This is a genomic window from Dyadobacter sp. OTU695 (assembly GCF_038440355.1).
Classification (GTDB): Bacteria; Bacteroidota; Bacteroidia; order Cytophagales; family Spirosomataceae; genus Dyadobacter.
Window position 1 is genome coordinate 1 of the sequence record NZ_JASATN010000047.1, and the last position, 4,403, is coordinate 4,403.

Annotated in this window: 5 protein-coding genes; 1 reads left to right on the forward strand and 4 read right to left on the reverse strand. The window is 49.8% G+C overall.

The features are described from left to right. Nucleotides 1-14: 14 nt before the first annotated feature. From AAHB90_RS32230 to panD, 4 genes are all read right to left on the reverse strand, one after another. Nucleotides 15-689 carry a zinc metallopeptidase gene (locus tag AAHB90_RS32230; protein ID WP_342089451.1) on the reverse strand — a complete coding sequence of 225 codons (675 nt, stop codon included), beginning with the start codon at nt 687-689 and terminating at the stop codon, nt 15-17. An 8-nt stretch (nt 690-697) separates the two neighbouring features. Further along, the gene (rfaE2, locus tag AAHB90_RS32235; RefSeq protein WP_106597706.1) at nt 698-1,186 is read right to left on the reverse strand and encodes a D-glycero-beta-D-manno-heptose 1-phosphate adenylyltransferase; all 489 of its coding nucleotides are present in this window, start codon (nt 1,184-1,186) and stop codon (nt 698-700) included. 80 nt (nt 1,187-1,266) lie between these two features. Further along, nucleotides 1,267-2,307, reverse strand: coding sequence for a lysylphosphatidylglycerol synthase transmembrane domain-containing protein (locus AAHB90_RS32240; RefSeq protein ID WP_342089452.1), 1,041 nt, complete (start codon nt 2,305-2,307; stop codon nt 1,267-1,269). A gap of 37 nt (nt 2,308-2,344) precedes the next feature. Further along, a complete protein-coding gene (gene panD, locus AAHB90_RS32245; RefSeq protein ID WP_342089453.1) occupies nt 2,345-2,695 on the reverse strand; it encodes an aspartate 1-decarboxylase in 351 nt (116 codons plus the stop codon). A gap of 238 nt (nt 2,696-2,933) precedes the next feature. On the opposite strand from panD, the gene AAHB90_RS32250 reads away from it, so the two are divergent. Then, nucleotides 2,934-4,403, forward strand: a 1,470-nt coding sequence (locus AAHB90_RS32250; RefSeq protein WP_342089454.1) for a Gfo/Idh/MocA family protein, incomplete at its 3' end; no start/stop codon positions are given.

Genomic DNA, 4,403 nt, shown 5'->3' on the forward strand with positions numbered 1-4,403 from the left:
TTTGCTTGTGGCTATTAATCACGACGCCCCATCAGCAAACTCACATAGTAAAGCAATGTGGCCAAAGAACCGATTGCAGCTACGAGGTAAGTACGGGCAGCCCATTTCAAAGCATCGGCAGACATCACGTACTCTCTCTCATTCACAATACGGTTTTTCTGGATCCAGGCCAATGCACGATTGCTGGCATCGTATTCAACCGGCAAAGTAATAAAGCTGAACAACGTAGTTACGGCGAACAATGCCACACCAATGGCGAGCGGAATAATGGACGTATTAATCAATAGTACACCGATCAAAATAATCCATTGCATGTATTGCGATGCAACGCTCAGAAACGGTACCATTTGCGAGCGGAATTGCAGCCAGCTGTAAGCGGTAGCATGTTGCACCGCGTGCCCGCATTCGTGGGAAGCCACGGCCGCGGCGGCTACACTCCGACCATAATATACATCGGGGCTCAAGTTGACTGTCTTATCCTGCGGATTGTAGTGGTCGGTCAGGCGGCCTTCCACGGACACTACTCTTACGTCGTAAATGCCGCTTTCCCGGAGCATCGTCTCAGCGATTTCCTTACCGCTCATGCCGTTGCTCAACCCTACCTGTGAATATTCTTCAAACTTGCTCTTCAAGCGCCATTGTACGTAAAAGCTAGCGCCCATTACGATCAAAGCAATCAAAAGTCCCATAGTTATTGCTATTTATATCCTTGTTTTATTTTCTCGATGAGTGCGGTAGTCGAGTAGCCTTGTACCAAAGCGATCGTTTTTACCTCACCTCCTCTACCCAAAACAAAATCCGCGCCAGCAATGTTCTCGATCGTATAATCGTCGCCTTTGACCAAAATGTCAGGTTTTACAGCCTCGATCAACTGACTAGGCGTCGGTTCGTCGAACAAAATGACAGCATCGATGAATGAAAGTGCTGCCATTAGCCGGGCTCTTGCATATTCATTAACGACCGGCCGGAGCGGCCCTTTCAGGCGGCTTACCGAGGCATCGGTGTTCAAGCCAAGTACCATTCTGTCACCCAATGCGCGGGCTTTTTCGAGGTAATCGATGTGCCCCAGATGCACAATATCGAAACATCCGTTAGTGAAAACAACTTTTTGCCCGGCACGCTGCCATGCTTCAACGGTGGGGATAGCCTCTTCTAGTCTCAGGATTTTGCTTTCTGTCAAATTCATTGTAAAAGACAATATGGATTTAAGAAATGGAATAACGTAACATACTCCATTTCCATTTTTCAGGACTATTAAAGTTACAATTAGTTTGCCGCAGAGACCTGCTCGGGCTCCTCGACTTTGTTTTTGTTCACGATCAGCACATAGAGGAATGCTAACGCCCCGATCACCAGCATAAACAGCATTTGTGCCCCGTGGATGAAGGTCGCCAAGGTGATGCCGTCGTTCTGCGAAAGCCCGTAAAGTACCATTACATTACCCACCAGCAAATGGTAAGCACCGATGCCGCCTTGAGTAGGAGCCGTCATACCGATCGCGCCGACAACCAATAGCGTCAAACCCGCCAGCGGGCCAAGGTCGGAGGTTTCGGGAATGCAGAAAAAAAGTACGTAGGAAACCAGGTAATAAAGCACCCAGATCAGGATTGTGCTGAAAATAAAAAGACCAGGACTGCGCAGTTTGCGCACGCTTAGGAGTCCTTCAAGCATGCCTTGCGCGAAGCCTATGATTTTGGCAATCACGGCATTCTGCTGCAATTTGTTGCGCAATGAAGCATTTTTGAATACTATAATGCTAACTACCGCGATAGCAAGCAAGCCGACGATCAGAATGCTGAGTAACATGCCGCTACCTGAACCACCGCTTTGGCTTCCGCCCCCTATTTTACTTTGAAAGAAGTCTGTAAAGAAGGTACTGAGCCGGTCGAATTCGAGGATGAAGTTCAATCCAATCATCAACACCAATATAATCACATCAAAAATGCGCTCAGCCACAACAGTACCGAAGCTCAGGCTCACCGGAATACGTTCCAGCCGGTAAAGTGTTCCGCAGCGCGTGACTTCTCCCATGCGTGGCACAATGTAGTTGGCGAAATAACCGGTAAGGACCGAAACGGAACTGTTCACAATGCCGGGCTTATGGTCCAGCGGTTCGATGAGCATTCCCCAGCGCCACGCACGGGTAACGTGCGCAAGCAGGAGGCAAAAGCATGATACGGCGATCCACCGCCAGTCAGACTTGGCAAAACGGTCGAGCATTTCATTCAGGTTGATGTCTTTGAACACAAACCAGAGCAGACCGCCTGCCAGGACAAGCGAAATCGTGTAACGCAGTATATTTTTCATGCTATGCTAATATGGATATTTGGTGCAGCAAATGGGGTTAGCTTACCAGGTGATTGTTATGATCGGGGAAAACGACCATTGGCTTGAATGTCTTCGCCTCTTCCTGGCTCATACTGCCGTAAGCAATGATAATGATAATGTCGCCGATCTGCACCCTGCGTGCTGCCGCGCCATTGAGGCATATCATGCCCGAGCCGCGTTCGCCTTTGATAACATATGTGATAAAGCGTTCGCCATTGTTGTTGTTCACAATGTGCACCTGTTCATTCTCAATGAGTCCCGCGGCGTCGATCAGATCTTCGTCGATCGTGATGCTGCCAACGTAGTTCAATTCCGCCTGAGTCACCTTAACCCGGTGAATCTTCGATTTCATTACTGTGATTTGCATTACCCGGTGGTATTGGTCTAAATGAAATGCATTACCCCCGCAAAGTTACAGGAATAATACCCAGCCATCAAAACATCGTCTCCCGTGGGACGGTTCCGCAATATTTGAAATGGTCCCATTCATGGGTTTCATAAGAACATTATTATATTTAAGCGGGATTTAATAGTATTAGATCCTTAATAAAAACTTATTCCTTTAATCTATATTAATCTACTTTATTTTTTCATTACCAAAACCGATGAGTACAGAAAACAAACCGAAAGACGTTAGCCGCCGGGACTTTATCCAGAAGTCATCCGCAGCGGCCATAGGAAGTTTCTTCATAGTACCCCGCCACGTGCTGGGGAAAGGATATAAAGCCCCGAGCGACAAGCTGAATATCGCCGGTGTGGGCGTGGGCGGGAAAGGTTTTTCTGACACCAACAATGCCTGGAACAAAGGTGCCGAAAACCTGGTGGCACTTTGCGATGTCGACTGGTCGCAGGCGCAGGTAAAAAAGAATTTCGAACTGCACCCGGATGCTAAAAAGTACAAGGACTTCCGTAAGATGTTCGATGAAATGGACAAGAGCATCGATGCCGTAACCGTTTCAACCGCCGACCACATGCACGCGATTATTGCGATGGCGGCTATGCAGCGTGGCAAGCACGTGTACGTACAAAAACCCCTTACGCACGACATTTACGAAGCCCGCATGCTCACCGAGGCAGCGCGTAAATACAAAGTGGTAACCCAGATGGGTAACCAGGGCGCTTCAAACCCTGCGCAGAATCAAATGAAGGAATGGTTTAACAAAGGCCTCATCGGTAACGTCCACGAAGCACATGTTTGGACCAACCGTCCGGTATGGCCGCAAGGCATTCCCGTTCCGACGGGCAAGCACGAGGTACCTGCGGACATCGATTGGGAACTGTGGGTAGGCTGCGCCGACTGGGTGGATTACAACCCGGCCTGGCACCCATTCAAATGGCGCGGCTGGTGGAACTTCGGTACCGGTGCATTGGGCGATATGGGTTGCCACCTGATCGACCCGGCGTTCCGTACGCTTGGTTTGGGTTATCCGACGGAAGTTGAATGCTCGGTAGGCCAGGTGTTCATTAAAGACTGGACTGCAGAATACATTCCTGAGGGCTGCCCGCCTTCCTCACGCGTGCAATTGAAATTCCCCGCGAACAAAGTCAATAAATCGGAAGTTACCCTGACCTGGCATGACGGTGGTCTGCGTCCGTTCCATCCGGACCTGATTCCTGCCAACGACCCGCTGGGCGAGCCGGACAGCAGCAATGGTGTGCTCCTGATCGGAGAAAAAGGGGTGATGACCTGTGGAACTTATGGTATTGCGCCGAAAGTGTACCTCAAAGACGGGACCAAGCTCGAATACAAGCAGGGCGATTTCGGCAACAAATACACGCCGATGCCGGAATTCGGTCACCACGTGTCATGGAGCGATGCTTGCAAGGCTGGTTTCAACAGCAAAGAGCACAAAGCGCTGACATCATCGTTCGATTACGCCGGTCCGTTGACAGAGACCGTGATCATGGGTAACCTCGGTATCCGCAGCTACAACCTCCGCACGGCGAAGGCTGATGGCAAAGGCTTTGACTACCCGGGGCGCAAGAAACTGTTATGGGATGGCAAGAATATGAAGGTTACCAACTTCGACGAAGCGAACCAGTTCGTTCAACGCAAGTATCGCGGCGACTGGAAA